At 37.9% G+C, this 23,311-nt stretch carries 18 protein-coding genes; all 18 read left to right on the forward strand.

Annotated elements, in window-relative coordinates; genetic code table 11:
* Positions 1-35: 35 nt before the first annotated feature.
* Positions 36-974 carry a glucose-1-phosphate thymidylyltransferase RfbA gene (rfbA, locus tag ACJJID_RS01535; RefSeq protein WP_444921183.1) on the forward strand — a complete coding sequence of 313 codons (939 nt, stop codon included), beginning with the start codon at positions 36-38 and terminating at the stop codon, positions 972-974.
* A 53-nt stretch (positions 975-1,027) separates the two neighbouring features.
* Complete coding sequence (gene rfbC / locus ACJJID_RS01540; RefSeq protein ID WP_444921184.1) at positions 1,028-1,576, forward strand: dTDP-4-dehydrorhamnose 3,5-epimerase; 549 nt, start codon at positions 1,028-1,030, stop codon at positions 1,574-1,576.
* Between the two features lie 139 nt (positions 1,577-1,715).
* Positions 1,716-2,600, forward strand: a complete 885-nt coding sequence (rfbD, locus tag ACJJID_RS01545; RefSeq protein WP_444921185.1) for a dTDP-4-dehydrorhamnose reductase — start codon at positions 1,716-1,718, stop codon at positions 2,598-2,600.
* Between the two features lie 176 nt (positions 2,601-2,776).
* Positions 2,777-3,838, forward strand: a complete 1,062-nt coding sequence (rfbB, locus tag ACJJID_RS01550; RefSeq protein ID WP_444921186.1) for a dTDP-glucose 4,6-dehydratase — start codon at positions 2,777-2,779, stop codon at positions 3,836-3,838.
* Positions 3,839-3,891: 53 nt separating this feature from the next.
* Positions 3,892-4,701, forward strand: a complete 810-nt coding sequence (locus tag ACJJID_RS01555) for a hypothetical protein (RefSeq protein ID WP_444921187.1) — start codon at positions 3,892-3,894, stop codon at positions 4,699-4,701.
* A gap of 19 nt (positions 4,702-4,720) precedes the next feature.
* A complete protein-coding gene (locus tag ACJJID_RS01560; protein WP_444921188.1) occupies positions 4,721-6,400 on the forward strand; it encodes a hypothetical protein in 1,680 nt (559 codons plus the stop codon).
* A 15-nt stretch (positions 6,401-6,415) separates the two neighbouring features.
* Complete coding sequence (locus ACJJID_RS01565; RefSeq protein WP_444921189.1) at positions 6,416-7,369, forward strand: hypothetical protein; 954 nt, start codon at positions 6,416-6,418, stop codon at positions 7,367-7,369.
* Positions 7,370-7,830: 461 nt separating this feature from the next.
* On the forward strand, positions 7,831-8,007 hold the full coding sequence (locus ACJJID_RS01570; RefSeq protein ID WP_444921190.1) for a hypothetical protein: 177 nt from the start codon (positions 7,831-7,833) through the stop codon (positions 8,005-8,007).
* Between the two features lie 329 nt (positions 8,008-8,336).
* Positions 8,337-9,332, forward strand: a complete 996-nt coding sequence (locus tag ACJJID_RS01575; protein ID WP_444921191.1) for a hypothetical protein — start codon at positions 8,337-8,339, stop codon at positions 9,330-9,332.
* 988 nt (positions 9,333-10,320) lie between these two features.
* On the forward strand, positions 10,321-12,588 hold the full coding sequence (locus ACJJID_RS01580; RefSeq protein WP_444921192.1) for a glycosyltransferase family 2 protein: 2,268 nt from the start codon (positions 10,321-10,323) through the stop codon (positions 12,586-12,588).
* Between the two features lie 1,537 nt (positions 12,589-14,125).
* A complete protein-coding gene (locus ACJJID_RS01585) occupies positions 14,126-14,917 on the forward strand; it encodes an ABC transporter permease (RefSeq protein WP_444921193.1) in 792 nt (263 codons plus the stop codon).
* The gene (locus ACJJID_RS01590) at positions 14,914-15,582 is read left to right on the forward strand and encodes an ABC transporter ATP-binding protein (protein ID WP_444921194.1); all 669 of its coding nucleotides are present in this window, start codon (positions 14,914-14,916) and stop codon (positions 15,580-15,582) included. Before ACJJID_RS01585 ends, ACJJID_RS01590 begins: the two co-directional genes overlap by 4 nt.
* A 42-nt stretch (positions 15,583-15,624) precedes the next feature.
* Complete coding sequence (locus tag ACJJID_RS01595) at positions 15,625-16,860, forward strand: hypothetical protein (protein ID WP_444921195.1); 1,236 nt, start codon at positions 15,625-15,627, stop codon at positions 16,858-16,860.
* Positions 16,861-16,937: 77 nt separating this feature from the next.
* Positions 16,938-18,575 (forward strand): SLBB domain-containing protein, encoded by a 1,638-nt coding sequence (locus ACJJID_RS01600; RefSeq protein ID WP_444921196.1) that lies wholly within the window; start codon positions 16,938-16,940, stop codon positions 18,573-18,575.
* A gap of 147 nt (positions 18,576-18,722) precedes the next feature.
* Entirely contained in the window at positions 18,723-19,637 is a 915-nt protein-coding gene (rfbA, locus tag ACJJID_RS01605; RefSeq protein WP_444921197.1) for a glucose-1-phosphate thymidylyltransferase RfbA, read from the forward strand.
* Positions 19,638-20,333: 696 nt separating this feature from the next.
* Complete coding sequence (locus tag ACJJID_RS01610) at positions 20,334-20,801, forward strand: hypothetical protein (RefSeq protein WP_444921198.1); 468 nt, start codon at positions 20,334-20,336, stop codon at positions 20,799-20,801.
* Between the two features lie 27 nt (positions 20,802-20,828).
* Positions 20,829-21,953, forward strand: a complete 1,125-nt coding sequence (gene wecB / locus ACJJID_RS01615) for a non-hydrolyzing UDP-N-acetylglucosamine 2-epimerase (protein ID WP_444921199.1) — start codon at positions 20,829-20,831, stop codon at positions 21,951-21,953.
* A gap of 69 nt (positions 21,954-22,022) precedes the next feature.
* On the forward strand, positions 22,023-23,303 hold the full coding sequence (gene wecC, locus ACJJID_RS01620) for a UDP-N-acetyl-D-mannosamine dehydrogenase (protein ID WP_444921200.1): 1,281 nt from the start codon (positions 22,023-22,025) through the stop codon (positions 23,301-23,303).
* The last annotated feature ends 8 nt before the right edge of the window (positions 23,304-23,311 follow it).

A 23,311-nucleotide genomic window follows, 5' to 3' on the forward strand; every position in this document is an offset into this window, starting at 1 on the left:
TAGTTGGCGACTCATTGAGCCCCAAGGAGAAAAAGATGATTACAAAGGGAAGTTCAACCAGAAAAGGAATTATTCTGGCGGGTGGTTCCGGTACACGTCTATACCCCCTTACCAAGGGGGTTAGCAAGCAGTTGATGGGGGTATACGACAAACCAATGATTTACTACCCGCTAACAACACTCATGCTGGCGGGTATCCGGGACATACTGATCATCACCACACCAGAAGAGCAGTATCTTTACCAGCGCTTACTGGAAGATGGCTCTCAATGGGGGGTTAACATCAGCTATGCGATACAGCCGAGCCCAGATGGTCTCGCACAAGCTTTTATCATTGGTCGTGAGCACGTAGGTAACAATAAGAGCGCCCTGGTATTGGGCGATAATATTTTTTATACCCAGCACTTTAGTCAGATATTACAGCGTGCAGATTCGCATGAAGAGGGAGCGACAGTCTTTGGCTATCGCGTTGCCGACGCAAGGGCTTATGGCGTTGTAGAGTTTGATAGGGAAGGCAAAGCCGTTAGCTTAGAAGAGAAACCAGCTCAACCAAGATCTAACTACGCGGTAACTGGCTTGTATTTCTATGATAAGCAAGTCTGTGATTTGGCAAGAGAAGTTCAACCAAGCCCCCGCGGTGAGTTGGAGATTACCGACATCAACAATATCTACCTTGAGCGAGATCAATTGAATGTTGAATTATTGGGCCGTGGCAGCGCTTGGCTGGATACCGGAACCCATGACAACCTGCTTGAGGCTGCACATTTTGTTCAGACTATGGAGCGTCGCCAGGGGCTGAAAATTGCCTGCCCGGAAGAAGTGGCTTACCGCAAGGGCTTTATCTGTGCTGAACAGTTGGAAAAGCAAGCTCAACCGCTGTTAAAGAGCGGCTATGGCGAATACCTAATGAATTTGTTGTTGGAATCTGGGGAAGCACCTCCTTTCACTCAGCAGCGTTTGGCCGCTGCTCTTTGAATGAATAGAAAACCACTCGTTTCACTTTTTGAAGAACTAAGAAAAGAAGCAGTATGAAAGTAATAGAAACCGCTATCCCCGACGTGAAAATCCTGGAACCAAAAGTTTTTGGTGACGAGCGTGGTTTCTTTTTCGAATCCTATCGGCAGGATTTATTTAACTGGGAATGTGCAGAAAGGATCTTTGTCCAAGATAACCATAGTAAGTCTACTCAGGGAATTCTTCGTGGGTTGCACTACCAAACTCAGCAAACTCAAGGCAAGTTGGTACGCGTAACGAAAGGCGAAGTTTTTGATGTGGCGGTAGATTTAAGAAAAAGCTCCCCAACTTTTGGTCAATGGGTAGGCGTTACACTCTCAGCAGAAAATAAGCGACAACTTTGGGTTCCTGAAGGCTTTGCTCACGGTTTCTACGTTACCAGTGCCGAAGCGGAGTTCGTCTATAAGTGCACTGATTACTATGCGCCTGAGTATGAGCATTCTATTCGTTGGGATGATCCAGAACTTGCCATTGAATGGCCTTTGGTAAATGAGAAAGCACCTCTACTTTCCGCCAAAGATACCGAAGGAAAAAGCCTAAAAGAAGCTATTACTTTTCCTTAGGTATCTGCAGTAGGAAATCCTAGATCACATGACTCAGCTCAGAAACTTTCCCTGGCATGAAAAGCTTGTGAATCAGTTAAGCAAGCTTGTAGTTTCAATAAGAGATGTCAAAACACTAGCTGGTGCCTCCTAATTCAATGTGAATAAGTCAATGAAAATTTTAGTAACTGGTAAAGATGGCCAGCTGGCACAAGAGCTGCAAAAACGTATTCCGGCTGGTATAGAGCTGATAGCACTAGACAGAAATGATCTGGATATCACGAGTGCGGGTCAGGTCATGCAGACAATGACTCACTACAAGCCCGACGCAATTATTAATGCGGCTGCCTATACCGCGGTGGACAAGGCGGAATCAGAGAAAGAGCAGGCCTACGCTGTTAATGCCACAGGCCCGGAAAATTTGGCTAAAGCCTGCCGGGAGATGGGAATACGTTTGATTCATATCTCCACAGATTTTGTATTTGATGGCCAGAGTTCTACACCTTATCAACCGCAAGATGCGGTCCGGCCATTAGGGGTATATGGAGAAAGCAAGGCTGCTGGTGAAGCAGCCGTGCAAAGTATATTACCCCAAGCGGTTATTCTGCGCACTGCCTGGGTTTATAGCGCCCATGGAGCCAATTTTACCAATACTATGCTTCGCCTTATGAGTGAGCGAGACGAACTGAGCATTGTTGCAGATCAGATAGGGTCTCCTACAAGTACTCAAACATTGGCTGAGACTATTTACACGATAATTAGCAAGACTGAAACGAGTGGTATTTACCACTGTACGGATGCTGGCACTGCCAGCTGGTATGATTTTGCCGTGGCCATTTATGAAGAGGCTAAGGCGCTCGGTCTGTTGGAGGAAGAGAAAAATATAAAAATAAGGCCAATAAGCACCGCCGACTATCCTACTCCTGCGGCTAGGCCGGCATATAGTGTTTTGGATAAGTCAAGGTTGATAGTGGATTTGAATCTTGAATCACAGCACTGGCGCCGGGTATTACGCCGAGTCTTACAAGAAAAAACTGGTTCTTAAAAAAAGGCCACCACAATTATTCCAAGTGTTAGAGTGCATCTAAAAGATCTGTCGAATAGGTATCGACAAAACATTCAGACCGAAAATAAATTTGAAAGCACTGAGGACCTAAGGATATACCTTTACAAAAGTATATCCTTAGTTTCCAACAATACAAAAAGTAATGGCAGAAAAAAATGAGTAACTTACTGGTAACCGGTGGCGCTGGTTTTATAGGTTCAAACTTTGTCCACTACTGGATGAAGAATCACCCCAAAGATAAAATAGTAGTTCTTGATGCTTTAACTTACGCCGGTAATAAAGCTAACTTGGACCCAGTAGCGAAAAACGCCAACTTCTTTTTTTGTCAGGGAAATATTTGCGACACGTCTCTGGTAGAAACCCTACTCAAAGAGCATAGAATAGACACGCTGGTACACTTCGCAGCAGAAAGTCATGTAGACAGGTCTATCAGTGGCCCTGATGCTTTTATTGAAACAAACATTATCGGTACTCATAGCCTGCTAAAGGCGGCAAAAAAAATCTGGTTGGATGAAGGGATCAATAAAGATAACCATCGTTTTCATCATGTTTCCACAGACGAAGTTTATGGAACCCTGAGCCCTGAGGATCCCGCCTTTAGCGAGACCACTCCCTACTCTCCGAATAGTCCTTATTCGGCCAGCAAGGCCGCTTCGGATCATTTGGTTCGAGCTTATCACCACACTTATGGACTGAATGTTACGACTAGTAATTGCTCCAATAACTATGGTCCATATCACTTTCCAGAAAAGCTGATCCCACTGGTAATCACTAATATCCTACAGGATAAGCCGTTACCGGTTTACGGTGATGGGCAGCAAATTCGCGATTGGCTTTATGTAGAGGATCATGCGCGAGGAATTGATTTGATAATCAAAAAAGGGCGTTTGGGCGAATGTTACAATATTGGCGGTATTAACGAGTGGGCAAATATCGATATCGTTAGATTAATCTGCGATCTAATGAATAAAGAGTTTGCAAGTAGCTCGGAGCTATCTAAAAGGTTTCCCCTTGCTTTAAATGCAATTAAGAACAGCTCAGAAAATCTAATAACTTTTGTAGCAGATAGAGCAGGGCATGATCGTCGATATGCTATTGATCCAACCAAGTCAAATCAAGAGCTGGGATATAAACCAATAGAAAATTTTGAGAGTGGTATTGAAAAAACGATTAAATGGTATTTAGAGGGAGCTTCATGGTGGAATCATTTTTTATAAAGACAAATGAAATGATAGCCAATACTGTTTAATATTATTTGGAGAAATTTAAGATGTCTGTAAGTACAGTAATAAGGTTTCATGATATTAAATTCCTTCATCTGTTGGAAAGAGCAATACAGTCGCTCCACTCACAATCAAATATTCCTGTGCAACCAATAATTGTTCTGCAAAGATTTTCAAAAAAAAATGAAACTTTAGTTAAAGAAATGATCTCAGAGAATTGGTTTTTTTCTGAACACTTAGAACCCAGGGTGATTAATTTTAATGATGGTTTGAAGCATGATGCGAGGTCAGAGCTAATGACTGCCGGCATGCAAGTTCACATCCAATCTAGAAATCGTTACCTGGCATTTCTGGATTATGATGATTATATGTATAGTCACGCATATAGTACTCTTATTGAATCATTGATTGCATCTAATGCTTCAATTGCATTCGCAACAGTTGAGATGGCGAATGTAATTGCACTCAAAGATTATGAATTTATCTATGAAATGTCGCTACCGTTCCAAGGTGCGAATAAATTAGATCTTCTCAGAGAAAATTTTTGTCCAATTCATTCATATATCATTGATACATCCCGAATAGATAAGAATGAGCTCTATTTTCAAAATGACATGACTAGGCTAGAAGACTATGAATTTCTTCTGCGCATTGCAGGCAATAAACCCTGTGATTTTAGTCAGCTAGGGGTAAAAATTGGATGTTATGTTATGAGAAATGACGGGAGTAATTCTACTCCAACTGAAACAGACGGAGTGGATGGTGAGGAAAAGCATAAAATATGGAAGCTCAATAGAGAAAAACTCCTATCTCAGAGATCGAAGATTGAAGTGAAATTCTATGCGTCAGATTTTTAATTTTTTATCAGGTGATAGTATGAATAAAATCGCTCAGAAACTACTCAATAGTCGTTTATTCGATCCTGATTATGTAAAAAAAATTAAGCACTCCGACGGTGAAAAGTTAAAAGAAATTTCTTGTGAAGACTATTGTTTAGATAATGAACTTTGGCGAATAACAACTTCAGGTCTTTTTTGCGGTCAATTTTATTTAAACAGGTATCCGGATGTAGAGGGTTATGCTGGTCCACCAGCTGTACACTATTTAAAATATGGCTTTCATGAGGGGAGAACACCATCACCGCTGGTTGATATTAAGTTTATTTGTGAGCAGTATCGTATTAAAAATTCGCAAGATATGGATGGGCTTGATGACCATGATTTTGATCTACAAATACTAAGTCAATATTCAAGTCTTCATGAAATGTTGAAGGAGCTGGATATTTCTCCAAATCCGCTCTTTGATAATGCTTTTTTTAAAGAAAAGTATGATTGTCAAGATGAACTGCCAATCATAGCATATTTGCGAATGATGGAGAGTCGGGCTTCAAGCTTATTATGTTTGGAAACCACACCGATTTTTTCTATGAGCGAGTATTTAAAAACTTTTCCAGATTTAGTTGAAGCCAAAGTTGACCCTTTATGTCATTTGCTTGAATGGGGAGTTTCTGAAGGGCGACTTGAATCCGCAGGTTTGATTTCCGAAATTTTTAAAAAAAGCGCATTAGAAGGAATATCTAAAAATCAAGAATTTTCCACCTATAGTTTTTTGTCCTACTGCGCTAAAAATAAAACACTTGCTAGCCCGAAAAGCGAAAGTAAATATGCAGATTCTTCATTACCTTGCTTTTCGGATTCCTATCAAAATGGTTTAGAAAAATGCTTTGTAGGTGTTGTCCTGTATAAAAACAGTGCAGAAGAAATATTGCGGTTTAAAACTGCAATGGATAAAGAGGTTGCCCGAAGTGCAAATCTAGATGTTGTTGTTAAATATTATGTCAATGATAGTGAAAATGAAGAAGTTTATGAGAAAATCTTGGGACACACTAATTTAATTTCCTCCCCGGAAGGAAACATTGGTTTTGGTAGAGGGCATAATGCGCTAATGCGAAGTTGCTTTCCAAGTCATGATATATATATAGGACTCAATCCCGATGGATACGTATTGCCCGGTTTTTTGGAAGCAATAATTAATTTTAATTCTTACAACAATGGACGAGCTTTGATAGAGGCGCCAACTGCTCCTGTCGATCATCCTAAGTGGCATGATCCTATTACACTAGATACGTATTGGGTTTCAGGAGCGGCTTTTGCTATTTCTAGGGAAATTTGGAGCGAAGTTGGTGGATTTGACTCTAATATTCATATGTATTGTGAAGACGTAGATCTTTCTTGGAGAGTAAAAGCTGCAGGTTTTGATTTAAAAGTATGCCCCAAAGCAAAATTCTTTCATGATGTAACTCCAAGATTTATTCCAAAAAATGAGCAAATTGAAAAAGGCCGAACTATTAAGATGCTTTCAGGCGCCTATTATTTAGCCATGAAATGGCGTGGGGACCAACAGGCAGCCACCTTGGCTCAACAGTTAAAGGAGCTGGGTATCAATGAAAATGACCAGGTTTTCTCAGCGGAAGTTAGGCAAGTCCCAAATGATTGGTCAACAGTTACCAATTTTGATAATTGGCTAAGATATTCTCCTAGCCGATTTTGGTTATAACTCAGGAGGTTGTAAATGATTAATCAAGCCATAATTCATATAGGTACACATAAGACTGGCTCCACGAGTATACAGGATGTACTTTACAATAATCACGTTACACTGAGGGATAAAGGGATTTTCTATCCAATAATGGATATAACAAAATGGAATGGTCATCACCCAATTGCTTGGCAACTCGGAGTTGATCATCCTTATCGGGATGCAACGTTAGATACTCGAGCCTATCTAGATAAGATCATAGAGAGTTTTACCTTTGAAAAAATGGTATTAAGCTCTGAGGACTTTGAATTTCTAGGGGGGGCGGGGATATCGACATTAAAGAAGTGGGTGCCAGCTCATAGTTATCAGATTGTAGTCTACTTTAGAAATTTTTTCAGATATATTCAGTCTGATTACCAGCAAAATGTGAGATCCTATTCGGTTAGATACTCAGGAACCATTCAAGATTTTTTTGTAGAATTTAATTTTTATGAACGAATAAATTATCTAAAAACTCTTAAAAGATGGAGTTCTGTTTTTTCTTCTGATTCTATTCAGGTATATAGTTTTGAAAAGGTTGGCAATGTGGTTGAGCACTTTTTAAAACTGCTGAAGGTTGAAGGGAAAGATACAAGCTTGCATAGCAATGTCGGTCTCAACTCTTTGAATACTGTTGTTTTGTCAATGATTAACTCTATGTATCCCGATATTAAAGAGTCTGACCACTCTTCCATAGTAAATTATCTTTTCAATAAGCAGGAAAAGATAGATCATTATACTTTACTGCCGGATTCAATAAGAAGAGGGGTTTCTAGAAATTGTGCAGCACAGGTGAAAGAACTGTCTGAATTTGGTCTAGATGAGCTTGACCTGATTGGAGAATCTTGTTTTGAAAAGGAGTTTGTTGATAGAGATCACCCTTCGGTTCTCCAGCGTCTACAGGAACTTAGAAATTTCATAGAAAACAAATTAATCTCAAATAATTAAGTTGAAATTCACTATTTAAACTTTATATCTTTATTAAAGAAAAACTGTCTTTTTAGCTCTATTTTGCTTGTTTTGACTTTCTTATCAAATTTTTGTATCTGAGAACATGAGTTAATACTATAACGATTGAGCATTAACTGGGAAGGTGAAAGGCAGTTTCTAATATGTTGGTAGAATCAAAGGGTTCAGGTAAAACACAGTGATAGCAGGTGCCTAAAAATATGAGATAACATATTCAGTTGTTTGAGAGTAGGGCTATTTGAATTTCGATATTGACAGACAAATTAAATAAAAAAAGAATATCAGTTTGGGGTTACTCTACAACGGAGGTGGAAATAGCTAAAAGGGCAGCAATAATCACAATGCCTGGATATATTGTCTTAAGTATGCTAAAGCAAGAGTAAAAGTTTAGACGATACTGGAAATTGTCTTGACACTTTACTTCTCGTGAGAAGCGATCAGTGAAAGATTTTATAAAGAAAAAGAAAAAACAAGAGGATAGTATGTCACAGATGTCTGTAACTTTATATCGTAGGGTAGAATCAAATGGAGTGCGATTTTGTAAAACTTTGAGAGTAGATATTCGTAAAAGACTTGCTCTTAATCAAGTCTTGATAGATGCCACTAATGACAAGTAAAAATTGTAATTTTGAAAAGAAAATTAACAAAAAAGAATTGAGAATATATTCTGCATTGAGCAGTTAAAAAGATAGAAATACCCTATTTAGAAAAATCGATTGTATAAAGCATCGGTCATTAATTTTACTTATACCTTTGTCTTATCCAGTAGATGAATTCCGCCTTTTTATTGGATTACCTATTTTGAGGCGAAAATTATAAAAACTGGTCTATAGCTGGATATGTAGATGAAACAGCATTAAGATACATGCAAATTGCTTGACAAGTTAAATAAAATGTATTTAGAGTTTATTTTAAATAGATCTACAAGAGGTTATTTAGATTTATTATGAGTTTTAATTCGCTGGTTAACAAAGGGGTTATAGTTCTTAATCCCCCTACAGAAGATGTGAATAGGACCGTCGTGGTGATTGGAGTAGCACGTGGAGGGACGTCAATTGTAGCAGGGGCCTTGCATGCGCTTGGGCTTCATATGGGAGATAGGTGTCATGCGCCAGTCTATGAGGACCTCAGATTAAGTCTCGCTTTCGAAGGGCGTGGTGAAGAGCAGTTAGTGGATGTAGTAAGAGAATATAATGCTACCTATAATGTTTGGGGTTGGAAGCGGCCGTCAATTTTAAATCAAGCAAAAATGGTTGAATCGAAATTACGAAACCCTCAATTTATTTTTGTATTTCGTGACTTGTTCTCAGTAGCTAATCGAAACTCGATTTCCATGAAGCAGGATATTAAGCATGGTTTACGGAATGCTTTAGATGATTATTCTCTAATGTTGGACTTTCTAGAGAAAACAAAATGTCCTACAATGATGGTTTCATCCGACAAGTTAATACGTCACAAGGAGGATTTCGTAAAAGAATTAATAATTTTTACTGGCCTAAATCCAACTAATGATCAATACAATAAGGCATTGCAGTTCATTTCTCCCGACCCAATAGATTACTTAGATAAAACACGTATTACCAAGTCTCGTGGCGGAGTAAATATGGATCTGCTAAAGACAGGATTACTTAGAGGATGGGCCCGTGGTTTGCACCATCTTAACCCTGTTGTCGTGGAGGTAGAGGTGAATGGAAAAAATGTGGCTTCAGCCGAAGCAAACATTTATCGGGAGCATCTCAAAAATCCTGGTATACACCCTACTGGTAAATGTGGTTACGAGTTAGACCTAAAGCCCTATGGGATAGTTCCTGCAGACATCATCAATGTTCGTGTTAGAGATGATGTTCACCCACTGAATAGTCGACCCATACAGTTTGATGATCTTGATCGTTGGATGACGATTAATGAATTGCATGATTATATGAATGCCAAAAAAGCCTAATGTGTTTTTTGTTTTAATTCTCCTAAAATTTTTCTAGTGGTTGTAACTGTTTAAGCGAACCTAGGTATCGATGGTGTTATTAAAAATGAGCATGGTTAGAGTTTGGCCGGAAACCATGAAGTGGTTAGTTTTGAAATTTCTATATAGATTGTAATGCCATAAAAAAGAATTATCTGGACTTTTAAGTGTGTTATTCATGTATCTTTCGAAAAAATATTAACGAATCAATCGAAACCCAGACAATGGCAAGACCGGGTATGATCAAAGTAACGAAGATCTACAAGAGTACTCTATAATCTGGCTGCTATTGGTTTTGCTTGAATCACTTAAAATTATTGAAGTTTAAGAATAGTAAGTCTTTTCAGCCGGAAATTAGTGTGATCTCGTACATTCAGGTTACCGTGCTGGAAAAGTAGTGTTGGGTTTCGGACCCAAGTGTATTTGTATGAGAAAGTAAGAATTAAATTTAAGGGCTGCTAATTGAGAAGTGATCTTGGAATTATACTCTACCTCTTCCTAAGCTGTTGATCAGTAGGTAATAATTAAGAATAGTTATAACTGAAATCTTCCCGATACATATATTGGGTATCACACTATTAGTGTGGCGTTCAGAAAATGAGAGCAGATTTCTTCAATATTTGATGGAACACTGTAAATTCATCTATTATAAAATTTACGGGAGTATTTAAAAAATGTTATTTGTGAGTATTAAGCTATTCTGCGAATAGTCTTTCAAGTCGCCCTCACTATGCTTTTTCTTTCACTCCGGATAAGGTGTGACGCAAAAAAAGTGAGGTTGAGGCTATATATTGATGGATGATAGCTGAGGCAAAGATAAGTTTTCAAAAAAAACACTAAAATATGGCTCTAGAAAACATTGGCAGCCATATACGCAAGAGTATCAATGTAAGAATTTCAAATCGGGAATTTTTGATTGTATATAAATAGCGTTTTAAAACGCATAGTAAAATAATGGTGTTAATCTCTGGTGTTTGAATTTTTAAAGACTATTTTTCATATTGATTTAGCCCGTAGACTTAGCCCTAGGGCAGCGATTGAGAGTATCAATTGTAGCGAGAAGAGTTTTGACTGGTGTTCAAAGGGGAAAGATCCACAGTTTTTGATAAAAGGGAGTGGAATCCGTTCTGGCTGGTATATGGTAGAGATCAATCTCCAGCATGACCAGCCCTTCGTGGACGCGAAAATTTACTTAGACTTCGGTTGTGGTTTCAATGAGTCGGAAAGTGTTTTTATTCCAATTAAGACAGGCAAGATTACAAAGCGTCTTATATATCTATCTTCCGAGGCTAAAAAACTGCGCTTTGACCCTATGGAGTCAGCAGGACAATTCTCTGTACGACATTTTCGATTAGTAATGCTGCTGCCCCAGTTTGCCTATGATCGCTTAGCACAGCGTCTATCTAATATGCACTTCAAGTTTAGAAATTTGGAGAAAGCTAGAGTGCTACAACATATTCGCAAGGAGGCTCGAGAGGCAAATAACACCTGGAAAGAGTTGGCTTTACAGTACTACGCTGAAACTTTCACTAAGAAACGACAGAGTTATGATTATACAGAATGGATCGATAAAGTAGAGACTAAAAAACTGGCTTCACTTGCCAATGCAATTGACATAATCAACATTAGTGAAAAACCTCTAATTTCAATTATTCTTCCAACCTTTAACTCAAATATTGATCTTCTGAAAGAATGTATTGAATCCGTAATTAGGCAAGGTTATGGTAAATGGCAACTATGCATTGCCGATGATGCTTCTCAAAAAACGAAGGTAAAAGCTTGCCTAGAAAAATATCAACTAAAAGATAATAGAATTAAAGTTGAATACAGAAAAAACAATGGTCATATATCTGCGGCAAGCAATAGTGCCTTTTCGTTGGTAGAAGGAGATTATACTGCATTTTTAGATCATGATGACGTTCTTGCACCCCATGCTTTACAGAGGATAGTAGAAGCCATTTCGAAAAATCCGAAGGCATTGTTATTTTATAGTGATGAAGACAAAATTGATGAGCAAGGTGAACGTTTTGACCCCCACCTCAAGCCAGGTTGGAATCCAGATCTACTTCTATCTCAGAATTATATATGTCATCTAACGGTTATTAAAACGTCTTTAGTAAATCGAGTTGGAGGTTATCGGTTAGGGGTTGAGGGCAGCCAGGATCATGATCTATTGATACGTTGTATGCCATACTTGGACCACAGCAATGTGGTACATATCCCGGAAATACTCTATCACTGGCGAGCTATTAGCGGTTCAACAGCACATGAGAGTAGCGCCAAAGATTACGCTGCTACAGCGGGTTTAAAAGCTGTTAACGACTATCTGGAAAGAGAGGGTCTTCAAGCATCGGCAGAGTTGGGTATAGCTCCAAATAGTTACCGGGTACGCTGGGCTATTCCACAGAAACCACCATTAGTAAGCCTATTGATACCTACACGAGATGGAATTGAAATTCTTAAACCATGTGTGGAGTCAATTCTTTCTAAAACAAACTATTCAAACTTTGAAATTTTGATTTTAGATAATCAGAGTCGTTGTAAAGATACATTAAATTTTCTTGAGAAAATATGTAGTTCCGATCCCCGAGTTTCTGTACATAATTGGGATCATCCATTCAACTACTCTGCTATTAATAACTATGGTGTACGGTTAGCAAATGGAGAAGTTATCGGACTAATTAATAATGATATTGAGCCGATTAACGTTCTATGGTTGACTGAGATGGTGAGCCATGCACTGAGACCCGAAATTGGCTGTGTAGGAGCTAAGCTCTATTATCCTAATGACACTGTCCAGCACGCTGGTGTGATCCTTGGAATTGGTGGAGTCGCGGGACATTCTCACAAGTATTTTAGTCGGAATGAATACGGCTATTTTTCACGTCTGCATTTAGTGCAGAATCTTTCTGCAGTAACAGCTGCTTGTCTTTTATTACGTAAAGAAGTATTTGAACAAGTAGGCGGCCTGGACGAGGAGAACTTGGCTGTAGCTTTCAACGATGTAGATCTATGCCTAAAAGTACGTGAAGCGGGTTATCGAAATCTGTGGACACCATATGCTGAGCTTTACCATCATGAGTCCGTATCTCGGGGTGCCGACAATACTGTTTCTAAGCGTCGTCGTGCGCAAAGAGAAGCGGAATATATGCGTAGCCGGTGGGGTGAACAATTAGATTCAGATCCTGCTTATAATCCCAATCTAACTTTGGTGCATGAGGATTTTTCTTTGGCATGAGAATGATACCGCAGAGATCGTACACGAAAATTATTCTTTTGCGGTATAACTTATTACTTCTTTAAAGCCCTTTTTCTTTGTAAATACTATTGAATAAGGCTGTTAGTGTTTTCGTTGCTCCCACTTTCCCAGAATGGAAATGGGAGCAAAATAAATATCGGCATATAAACCCTTTACAATCCTTTCATGACCAAAGAATTAAAGACGATTGTTGAAGGTGCTTGTGTTGAGTTCCTCTATGAAGCTCATCATATGACTAATTACTGCTTCATCCCACAAGTATGATCTTTTACTTGTGAATTGAACAATAACCGCAAAAAACGTCTTACGTTCGACCATAGTCAACAAAGCTCCGCCTCGCCCCTAGTCTATAACGGTATTACCTTCCTTGTCGCCAATCCTATTCATGCTGTCTAGTACGGCTGGTAGATCATTTAGCACACTTTGTTTTTGATCTTTCCTTGTCGATTATTCTTAGCGTACCGCTTGCGACAGGGTTTAGGTGCAATCCTAAGATACTTGTATAAGCCTCCACCATTTATTTGATCTCAATAAATCAGAGGGTAAATCATCTCGTGATGGAGCGATAAACCCGTATGTCTGTCTAAATGGTTGACTGTCTGTAGGGCTTAACTCTTTCAAAGTTAGGGTGTCTATTTGTTACCAGACGATATAAATCACTTTATCTCAAGTTTACTATTGCCAGCGCCACAGATCCGCAAGGTTATGTATTTTCCCTATGGGATATCCTTGTAAACCGGTATCGAGATGTAGCTTCATATAGATCGTCAAGAGCTGTATCTTCTGATCTCTGGGAGTGTGCGACTTTTTATCGGACTGTTAATCTAGTATCTTTTCTTAAGTTCCTGTTAATAGAATCTCACCGGGGTTTTTCTTGCTCGGGGGAGGTGTCGACTCTACCGGCTGAGCTATCCTTTATTAATGGCGCTTTTTATCCGAAATCGTCATTTCTAAGTTCTATGGTATTAAACCTCCTAAATATATCTTTAGAAAGAAATAAAAACTTGAATATCTTAATTGTAGTGGGACGGATTCTAAATAAATTTGCGTATTAGAATTTAAAATTCAATAAGAAATGGATGTATTTGCATAGTTTCAATCGTTCAACTTACCAAATTGATGAAAGTGTGCATTTCAGTTTACATGAGCTTAAATATTATATAATTAGTCAAAAGATATTTTCAGTGCCAACATCCTAGATGCAAATCAAATGAGATCTTAATGATGACCCTCCCTATATAAGATGAAGGTACAGATTAAGACTGGTTAAGTGAGTGTAATAAAATCCATAAATAGCACTTGTGTTAGGATATGGTCTAGCTTCCTTGTGCCGATGCTGGTCTCATGGATGATTTTCGCGACACAGTGCGATTGAAATAAAATTTTACAGAGGAATAGTGCGTCAATTTAGTTTTAAGGTGGTATTTTCAGGAAGATTAGCTATAAATAAATGTAAGTTTAGCATTGTTCTCAATAACAAGATTTTTTTACCATTTATAATCAATAAACTCCTACTATGAGACCTTCACCTACAAGAACTATTTGGCAAATACAAAGAGATGTAATTTACGCCTTGCTTGTACGTGAGATGAAAACTCGCTTTGGTAAATGGCGCTTAGGGTATGCATGGGCACTCCTTGAGCCAGCTCTACATATTATGATGCTGGCTGCAATCTTCAATTTTCTTAAGAGGGACTTTTACCCAGGTATTCCAACAACACTATTTATGCTTGGTGGTATCGCCCCATTCTTATTTTTCAGTCATTGCTTTTATAAAGGAATTGCTGCTGTGGCTTCAAATAGAGGACTATTCAACTATCGTCAATTACGTCCTTTTGATGCTGTGCTCAGCCGTGTATTGTTAGAGTTTTCTATCTACATATTGTGTATGATTACACTACTGGTACTTCTAGCATGGTTTGGAATCAGAGTTGAATTCGGTGATTTTCTACTACTTGTAGAAGTTAATATTCTGTTCTTTTTTTTCTGTTTTGGCTTGAGCTTAGCATTGTGTGTTGCTGGTGAACGTTATCCAGAATCATCAAAAATACTACCATTAATTGTCCGGCCTTTATATTTTGTCTCAGGAGTTTTTTTCTCGTTAGAGCAGATACCAGTTGAATATCATCCATATTTAATCTGGAATCCTTTGGTGCATGTAATTGAGTTAACTCGAGAAGGACTTTATGCGAATTATGAGGGGAAGTTTTCAAATTTTAAATACTATATATTTACTTCAATAGGCACACTTACGCTGGGGTTATTGATATATCGTGCTCATTGGCGTGATTTGATTCGAAGCCAATGATAAAGCTTGAAAATATAACCAAATCATTTCGCTCACACAGTGAACGAAATATCCTTTTTGAAAATGTCAATGTTATTTTTCCTGAAGGAAAAAATATAGGAATTCTGGGTCGAAATGGTGCTGGTAAGTCCACACTATTAAGAATAATTGGTGGTATTGATTACCCAGACTCAGGTCGAGTAATAACAGATCAAAGAATATCCTGGCCTATGGCTCTTTCAGGTGGTTTTCAAGGAAGTATGACTGGAAGAGAAAATGTAGCATTTATTTGTGGAATTCATGGTATTTGGGGTAATAAGAAGAATAAGGTGATGGATTTGGTTAGAGAATTTTCTGAAATTGGTAACTACTTTGATGCTCCAATTAAGAATTATTCTTCAGGGATGCGCTCACGTCTGGCTTTTGGTCTCAGTATCGCAGTAGATTTTGATGTGTATTTGGTAGATGAAGTGATGTCTGTAGGTGATGTGCACTTTAGAAGTAAATGTGAAGAGATAATCTCTGAAAAACGAAAGTCATCTAGCTTCATAATAGTGGCTCATGCAATGCCAACTTTAAGGAATAATTGTGATGCAGGTATATATATCGAGAAAGGAAAGGTAAGAATCTGCCAATCAGTTGAAAAGGCTATCTCTCTATATCAAAAGGGAGTGCCTGAGTCATAAATAAATGTTAATAAATTAACAAGCGTACTGACTATTTGAATTATGAATATAGATGTTAAAAATACCGTCGCTTACGATGAAACCATTAAACATGGTTTGGGTTTTAGTCTGTCAAAGCTAAGAGAATTTTTTAAAAAAAATATATTTCTGCTAATAAAGAAAAAAATATTTTTTAGAAATATATTTCTCAAAGAAAGTTATACTTTCCTTATTTTTGTTTTATTACCTTTGCTGCTTGTTGGTGCGTATTATATTTTTTGGGTTTCTGAACGCTATGTGAGCTATACACAAATAATAGTAAAAGATACGGCCTCTTCTCAAGTTTCTTCTTCAGCAATGGGCTTTCTAATTCCAGGTATGGGTATTGATAACCAAGATGCTTTTTTAGTAGTGAATTATATCCAATCTTTGGATATGGCTCTTTATCTCGATAAAGAATTAGCGTTATCAGAGTACTATCAAAGTAACATCCACGATATATTTTCTCGATTAGGAAAGGATGCAACACAAGAAGAATATTTAGAGTATTACCGAAATCATATATCTGTAAGGTACGATGAAACCACCGGAATAATCGCAATAGAAATACAGGCTTTTGATCCATCATTTGCGCATAAACTCGTTAAAACCATAACTTCAAAATCTGAGAGCTTTGTAAATTCAGTAAGCAATCAACTTGCTGAAAAGCAAGTGACATTTGTTGAAAATGAAGTTGAACTTGCACAGAGTAAGCTGCGGTTTACAAAGCAAGAAATTCTTGATTTCCAAAACAATAATAATGTAGTTAGCCCAGAGGAATTAACAAAAGGAATAACTAGTATTATTCAGGGGCTAGAGTCCCGCCTGGCTGAAGAGAGAGCAAAACTTACAGCAGCAAAAAGTTATTTAAATGCGAATTCATCACAGATAATATCGATGCAAGCAGAAATTGGAGCTCTGGAAAAACAAATTGAGCTTGAGAAAGTCAGATTGGTTGGTATCGGTGATGAGAAAGGAGAGCAACGTCTTAATACTTTAGGGGCTCACTTTCAAAATTTAGAATTAGATTTACAGTTTGCAACAGATGCCTACGCAGCCTCTCTAAAGGCATTAGAAACTGCACGTATGGAAGCTTCTGGAAAGTTAAAGCACTTGATGATAGTTACTCAGCCCTCCCTTGCTGAGGAGCCTGAATATCCACACAAACTCTATAATATGATTAGTCTAATGATAATACTATTATTCTTGTATGGTATTGGAAAAATGCTCAATGCCAGTATTCGAGATCATCGGATATGAATTATGCCTTGAATTGCAAAAATCTCTGCTCAAGAAATAAATTTCCATTTTAAAATATTTTAGATGTGATTAATACCATGAATAGTATAAAAGTAATAAAAAAAGGGGTGCATCTTTGTCTGTTGGGAATACTGGTTTTTAGTGAGGCATTTGCTTTGGAGACTCAACAGATAGATGAAATTGATTCTACCGTCCAAGCGAATAAAACAATAATACCAGTGTTTGGTCAATCTCTTTTTCGTGGATCTTTTAAAGATCAGCCATTTAGTGGTTTTAATCCAGATTATAGAATTACCATTGGTGATCAGATCAATTTACAGCTTTGGGGTGCTTATAGTTTTAGTGCAACCTTGCTTGTAGATCCAAAAGGTAACATTTTTGTTCCAGAAGTTGGACCTGTACATGTTGCTGGAATCAAGAATGGTGAATTGAATGATTTTGTCCTTCGTCATGTGAAGCGCGTCTTTAAGAATAATGTGCAAGCATATGCAAATCTTGAGGCCAGCCAGCCAGTTAAGGTGTTTGTAACTGGCTATGTGAATAATCCTGGCCTCTATAATGGGTTTAGCTCAGATTCAATTCTTTATTATTTGGATAGTGCTGATGGTATAGATCCACAGAGTGGAAGTTTTGTGGATATAAAAGTGATGCGTAATGGCGAGTTAATACAGCGGATTAACTTATATAATTTTATAGTGGAAGGTGTAATGCCTGCTCTACAACTACGAAGTGGTGATGTGATTGTGGTCGGCGCTCGTAAAGGTTCCGTTTCTGTTGAGGGGGCCGTTCAGCAGGCAGCACAGATGGAATTTATTGGACCATATACTCAGCTTGGTGAGATGCTGCTTGTAAGCAAACCTGATCCACAGGCAAATTTTGCTCGTATAACCCAGGTCGTGGACGGCGTTCAAGAAGCAATTTATTTATCTTTGAATGAGGCAATGACCACTCAACTATATCCTGGAGCCCATGTTGAGTTGGTTCGCGATAATGATGTGCATTCTATCTCAATACAGGTTTCTGGTGAGCTGGATGGTCCCGCAACCTACGTTTTACCTTACGGTTCCACATTGGAAGATTTATTAGATAAGTTACGATTTCGTGAAAATGCCGATAGAAATTCTATTCAGCTTTATCGTGAAAGTGTTGCAGAGAAGCAGAGTGCAGCACTTAATAGATCTTTGGATGCGCTACAGATGGAGGTTTTAACGCGGCAACCCAATACTGATATGGAAAAAAATGCACAAAAAGATAACGCCTTAATGATACAAAAATTTATTAAGCAAGCTCGAGAAGTAAGTCCCAGGGGACAGGTTGTAATTGCGAATAATCCTAATGCAACTGAGATGATATTAGAGGATGGGGATCAATTAGTGGTACCCTTGAAGTCGTCAACGGTATCTGTTGTGGGAGAAGTAATCTTCCCAACCTCTCTCGTGTATAACAAAAAGCTCACCTTGGATGACTATATAGAGCTGGCAGGTGGTTTTGCTAATAATGCTAATCGAGATGAGCTAGTCATCTTACATCTTGATGGCACAATAAGTCGAATAGATGATAAAGATTTTGATAATCGACTTGGAGATCGTCTACGACCTGGCGATGAAATTATGGTGATGCCTAAGATACGCTCAAGTGAACTGCAAGTCACAAAAGATGTTACCGAAATTCTGTACCGCATCGCTGTTGGAGCAGCGGCGGTTCTTTCTTTCTAGAAATTTGAAAGATATCAATATAAGGTTTTCTGTATATCTAATATTATTAGGATTAATATTTGTGATAGTTGAAAGGATATTTAGTTTGTTGATTAATACCTGATCTTTATAGCAACTCACTAAAACCTAAATCTAATAGGAGGAATTGTGAGTACAACTGATACTGAGCGTAGAGGTATTATATTAGCAGGTGGAACTGGCTCGCGACTGTATCCACTGACAAAGGGCGTGTGTAAACAATTGATGCCAGTATACGATAAACCAATGATTTATTACCCGCTAACAACATTAATGTTAGCAGGAATTCGAGAAATTCTGATTATTACTACTCCACAGGATCAGTACCTATTCCAATCGTTAATGGGAGATGGCTCGCAGTGGGGATTAAACTTAAATTTCGCAGTACAGTCATCCCCGAAAGGAATTGCTGAGGCATTTATTATCGGGCGTAGTCATATTGAAAATCATCCTAGCGCTTTGATTTTGGGTGATAATATTTTCTATGCACACCAATTTAGTGATCTATTAAACAGAGCTAATGCAAGATATCAAGGAGCTACGATATTTGGTTACCGAGTTGCTGACCCCAGTGCATATGGTGTAGCTGAATTAAACAAAAATGGAAAAGTCATCAGTGTTGAAGAAAAACCAGTAGAACCTAAATCTAATTATGCAATCACTGGTTTGTACTTATACGATGATCAAGTCTGTGAACTAGTAAGAGAAATTAAGCCAAGCTATCGTGGGGAGCTAGAAATTACTGACCTAAACAAAATATATCTTGATCTTGGCGAGCTAAATATTGAATTAATGGGGCGCGGGTCTGCATGGCTAGATACCGGCACTCATGATAACTTGCTTGCAGCCGCACATTTTGTACAAACTATTGAACGCCGACAAGGGCTTAAAATTGCATGCCCAGAAGAAGTAGCTTTCCGTAAGGGATTTATTTCTGCTGATGAACTTAAGCATCAAGCTTGGCTCTTGATGAAGAGTGGTTACGGCGAGTATTTGATGAGGCTGCTGGATGAATCTTTGAGAGATTATGCATTTGGTCGTTAAAGACTAGATTGCTTAGCAAAAATAAAATTATTTACATAAAAGATATTATATAAGAGAGTTAACTGGATGTTTTCTAAAGTGAAGTGAAAATCTATATATAAAATTACTTTTAGTAACTTTAGTCTAAATATTTCATTTTCCGAGCTTGACTAAAAAGTTTTAAATCAATGCTTGTCTCGGAAAACCTTAATCCGAATATATAAAATTAATGAAATGCAAATTAAAAAAATGGCACGTTTTTAATTGGACATTAAGCGTTCAAACTGATCTACTAAAGAGTCACACACCGGCAAAGAAAAATCAGAGATATACGTTGCACTAGGACTTTTGATTTGTATCTAGAATGTAGATGATAAATCAATAAATAACAGCATTAAATGACACAATGAAAATGCTATAAAAATATGGTTGTCTATACTGTAATTTCATAAAAAAACAAAAAATTTTCTGCCAAATCAATTCAAGATTAATCATAGATGTCAACACATGCTGTCATAGATGATTAGTATAAAGGGTGTTGGTCTTGTAGAAAAATCATTTGCTGTATCTTTATCAAGAGGTTTTATCTAAGGTGATTTCATTGTTCATTGTAATAATTTTGACATGTGCTTTTGCCAGGTTAATTTATGATGGGCTTAATAAGCCTTAATCGAATTTAGTTCTCATTTTCTATCAATAATTCTTGGTATCAATATAATGGATGAGAAGTATCAAGTTCAGTTACTGAAGGAATCACCACTCTTTGATGCTGACTGGTATAGATCTCAGCATTCTGACGTAGTAGGTATTAAGCTTACACCTGAACAACATTATCTTCGGTATGGTTGGCGAATGGGAAGAAGCCCCTCGGCATTATTTTGTGGTGTTAGTTACCTAGAAAAATATCCTGATGTAGTTCAAAGTAACGAAAATCCTCTCGTTCACTATTTACGTTTTGGCAGACGTGAAGGTAGAGAAATCAAGTCAGTCAAACAAATTAGAAATAATTTAAAAAAAGATATAGGTTTGGATTTAGGAAAGCTGATTTCACCTAACAGTGAAGAAGCACAATTTGAATTAAATATCCCCTTGATTAATCAACTAAAAGAAACTCAATATCTTCTCGAAAAATATGTTCGGCGTTGTCATGAACTAGAATATCAAATTATGGATGAGAATTTATAATTTTTCTTTATGTAAAGGAATACGTAAATGAAAGTACTTATTGTATTTGGGACAAGACCTGAAGCCATAAAAATGGCTCCGTTGGCTTTGAAGCTTAATAGTGATGCTAGATTTAATGTGAAGGTATGTGTTACAGCACAACACAGGGAAATGTTAGATCAGGTACTAAATCTATTTGAATTGAGTCCTGATTATGATCTAAATCTGATGAGGCCTGGACAAGATCTGACAGATATAAGTACAGATATCTTGAAAGGTATGCGTAAGATATTGGAAGCAGCAAAGCCAGATATTGTGCTGGTACATGGTGATACTACAACAACTTTTGCAACTACTTTATCTGCTTATTACCAACAAATTCCTGTCGGGCATGTAGAAGCAGGATTACGTACAGGTAATTTATATTCCCCCTGGCCAGAAGAAGCAAATCGAAGACTCACTGGATCTCTAGCAGCTCTTCATTTTTCTCCAACAGAAACATCGAAGAAAAATTTGCTAAATGAAGGGATTAGTAAAGATAAAATATTTGTGACCGGTAATACGGTAATTGACGCACTAATGCAGATTGTAAATAAACTTGATACAGATCAATCAGCTTTTAATGAAATACATGAAAAACTGAAATTTATTGATGAAAATAGAAAGATAATTTTAGTAACCGGACATAGGCGAGAAAGCTTTGGTGAAGGATTTGAACGTATATGCCAAGCATTAGCATTAACAGCAAATACACATCCTAATTGTCAAATAATATATCCGGTTCATCTGAACCCTAACGTGCGTGAGCCTGTTAATCGGTTATTAAAAAACATTAGGAATATATGCTTAATTGACCCTTTGGAATACCTGCCATTTGTTTATCTCATGAATAAATCGAATATTATTCTGACCGATTCTGGTGGTATTCAAGAAGAAGCTCCTTCATTGGGTAAGCCAGTACTTGTGATGAGGAACACCACTGAGCGTCCTGAAGCTGTTGAAGCTGGAACTGTAAAACTGGTCGGAACCAAGATTGATACAATTACTAAGGAAATCACAACACTACTTACTGATAGTGCAGAATATAAAAAAATGAGTTTTTCCCACAATCCATATGGTGATGGTGAGGCATCTAACAGAATTCTGAAAGCATTAGTCGATTATCAGAAATAAACATAGAGTGAGAGAAAAAGATTTGAGAATTTTTACAGGTTAATGATAAGTATTTATATAGGGTTATTTATGAAATTCGAAACTATTTCAATCATTGGGTTGGGTTATATTGGGTTGCCAACAGCTGCAGTAATCGCTTCAAGACGCAAGAAAGTGATCGGTGTAGATGTAAACCAGTATGCAGTGGATACCATCAATAGTGGTCATATCCATATTGTTGAGCCTGAATTAGATATGATTGTACATGCAGCAGTGACAGAAGGATATTTACAAGCTAAGAATAAGCCGCAACCAGCAGATGCATTTATGATTGCTGTTCCAACCCCCTTTATATCGGATGAAGAAAGCAGACATCATAAGGCAGACCTTAGTTATATTCATGCGGCTTCCAAAGCTTTGGCTCCAGTGTTAAAAGCTGGTGATCTAGTAGTACTTGAGTCTACTTCTCCTGTGGGAACTACAGAGAAAATGTCTGTATGGCTTGCAGATGCCCGCCCCGACTTAACCTTCCCTCAGACGCATGGGGAGGATTCGGACATCCGAATAGCCCACTGTCCAGAACGTGTGCTACCAGGACATGTGGTTCGAGAGCTAGTGGAAAATGATCGTGTAATTGGTGGTATGACAAAAAAATGTTCTGAATCGGCAAAGGCGTTATACCAAATTTTTGTGGAGGGCGAATGCTTTGTAACCACGGCAAGAACGGCTGAAATGACTAAGCTTACCGAGAATAGTTTTCGGGATGTGAATATTGCTTTTGCAAACGAATTATCAATAATCTGCCAGAAGTTAGATATAAATGTCTGGGAGTTAATTTCCCTTTCAAATCGTCATCCAAGGGTAAGTATTCTTCAGCCTGGAGCTGGGGTTGGTGGTCATTGTATTGCGGTGGACCCATGGTTTATTGTGGATTCCTGCCCTAAGGAGACACAACTGATAAGGGCTGCGCGTGAGGTAAATGATCATAAGCCCAAGTGGGTGTTGCATCAGGTTAATAATTCTATAGAGCGGATACTAGGGGAAAACCCTGGATACACTAGTCGTGATATTACTGTTGCTTGCTTGGGGATTTCTTTTAAGCCTAATATTGATGACCTTAGGGAAAGCCCTGCGCTGAATATAGCAAACGCCATTGTGGGTTTTGGGTGCCAGGTACAGATTGTAGAACCTAATATAAAATGTCTACCTAAAGCTCTGAACCATTCTAATGTAGATCTAGTCCCTATAAATCTATCATTAGATAAAGCAGATATAGTTTGTATTCTGGTCAAGCATGACGAATTTTTTGAACAAACACATATTCTAGCCAACAAACAAAATGTAATTGATGCTGTAGGACTTCTTAGTTGACTCCAGGA

Source organism: Microbulbifer sp. CnH-101-G (assembly GCF_052466775.1).

What these genes read in the sequence shown, in the direction of transcription:
- rfbA (WP_444921183.1), top strand. Translation starts at nt 36, where the DNA reads ATGATTACAAAGGGAAGTTCAACCAGAAAAGGAATTATTCTGGCGGGT.
- rfbC (WP_444921184.1), top strand. Translation starts at nt 1,028, where the DNA reads ATGAAAGTAATAGAAACCGCTATCCCCGACGTGAAAATCCTGGAACCA.
- rfbB (WP_444921186.1), top strand. Translation starts at nt 2,777, where the DNA reads ATGAGTAACTTACTGGTAACCGGTGGCGCTGGTTTTATAGGTTCAAAC.
- ACJJID_RS01555 (WP_444921187.1), top strand. Translation starts at nt 3,892, where the DNA reads ATGTCTGTAAGTACAGTAATAAGGTTTCATGATATTAAATTCCTTCAT.
- ACJJID_RS01560 (WP_444921188.1), top strand. Translation starts at nt 4,721, where the DNA reads ATGAATAAAATCGCTCAGAAACTACTCAATAGTCGTTTATTCGATCCT.
- ACJJID_RS01565 (WP_444921189.1), top strand. Translation starts at nt 6,416, where the DNA reads ATGATTAATCAAGCCATAATTCATATAGGTACACATAAGACTGGCTCC.
- ACJJID_RS01575 (WP_444921191.1), top strand. Translation starts at nt 8,337, where the DNA reads ATGAGTTTTAATTCGCTGGTTAACAAAGGGGTTATAGTTCTTAATCCC.
- ACJJID_RS01585 (WP_444921193.1), top strand. Translation starts at nt 14,126, where the DNA reads ATGAGACCTTCACCTACAAGAACTATTTGGCAAATACAAAGAGATGTA.
- ACJJID_RS01590 (WP_444921194.1), top strand. Translation starts at nt 14,914, where the DNA reads ATGATAAAGCTTGAAAATATAACCAAATCATTTCGCTCACACAGTGAA.
- ACJJID_RS01595 (WP_444921195.1), top strand. Translation starts at nt 15,625, where the DNA reads ATGAATATAGATGTTAAAAATACCGTCGCTTACGATGAAACCATTAAA.
- ACJJID_RS01600 (WP_444921196.1), top strand. Translation starts at nt 16,938, where the DNA reads ATGAATAGTATAAAAGTAATAAAAAAAGGGGTGCATCTTTGTCTGTTG.
- ACJJID_RS01610 (WP_444921198.1), top strand. Translation starts at nt 20,334, where the DNA reads ATGGATGAGAAGTATCAAGTTCAGTTACTGAAGGAATCACCACTCTTT.
- wecB (WP_444921199.1), top strand. Translation starts at nt 20,829, where the DNA reads ATGAAAGTACTTATTGTATTTGGGACAAGACCTGAAGCCATAAAAATG.
- wecC (WP_444921200.1), top strand. Translation starts at nt 22,023, where the DNA reads ATGAAATTCGAAACTATTTCAATCATTGGGTTGGGTTATATTGGGTTG.